The sequence below is a fragment of the Pseudooceanicola lipolyticus genome (genome assembly GCF_002786325.1).
GTDB classification, from domain to species: domain Bacteria; phylum Pseudomonadota; class Alphaproteobacteria; order Rhodobacterales; family Rhodobacteraceae; genus Pseudooceanicola_C; species Pseudooceanicola_C lipolyticus.
On the sequence record NZ_PGTB01000431.1, the window covers coordinates 1 to 559 of the forward strand.

The following is a 559-nucleotide window of genomic DNA, read 5'->3' on the forward strand; positions in this document are numbered from 1 at the left end:
CGCGCCAGCAAAGGCGCCGCCAGCAGCGCCAGGGCGATCAGCGGCCCGGCGGTCAACAGCCGGCTCCAGGTCGCCCCGGCCAGCGAGCCGAGGCCCCAGAAGGTCAGGTCGCGCAGCTGCTGGTCATCGGCCATGTAGACCAGGATGCCGGTCAGCGCCCCCGCCAGCGCCGCCAGCGCGATACCGGCCAGCAGCATGGTGGCAACCGAGGTGCGCCCGCGCCGGGTCGACAGGCGATACAGCAGCAGCGTCGAAAGCCAGCCGCCGAAAAACGCCGCCAGCGGCACTAGTGCGGTGCCGGTATACGCCGCCAGTGCCACCGGCAGCAGGCCGCCCAGCACGATGGCGGTGATTGCGCCCAGCGCCGCGCCGGCGCTGACCCCGATCAGGCCGGGATCGGCCAGCGGATTGCGGAACAGCCCCTGCATCACCGCGCCCGATACCGCCAATGCGGCGCCCACCAGCAGCCCCATCGCCAGGCGCGGCAGGCGGATGTCGAACAGGATCACCCGCGCGGTGGGATCCAGGATGCCGGTCTCCAGCCAGACGCCCAGCGCGG

At 73.0% G+C, this 559-nt stretch carries 1 protein-coding gene; it reads right to left on the reverse strand.

The features are described 5' to 3' along the window. A partial coding sequence (locus tag CVM52_RS26440; RefSeq protein ID WP_172721113.1) for a FecCD family ABC transporter permease occupies positions 1 to 559 on the reverse strand: 559 nt, incomplete at both ends.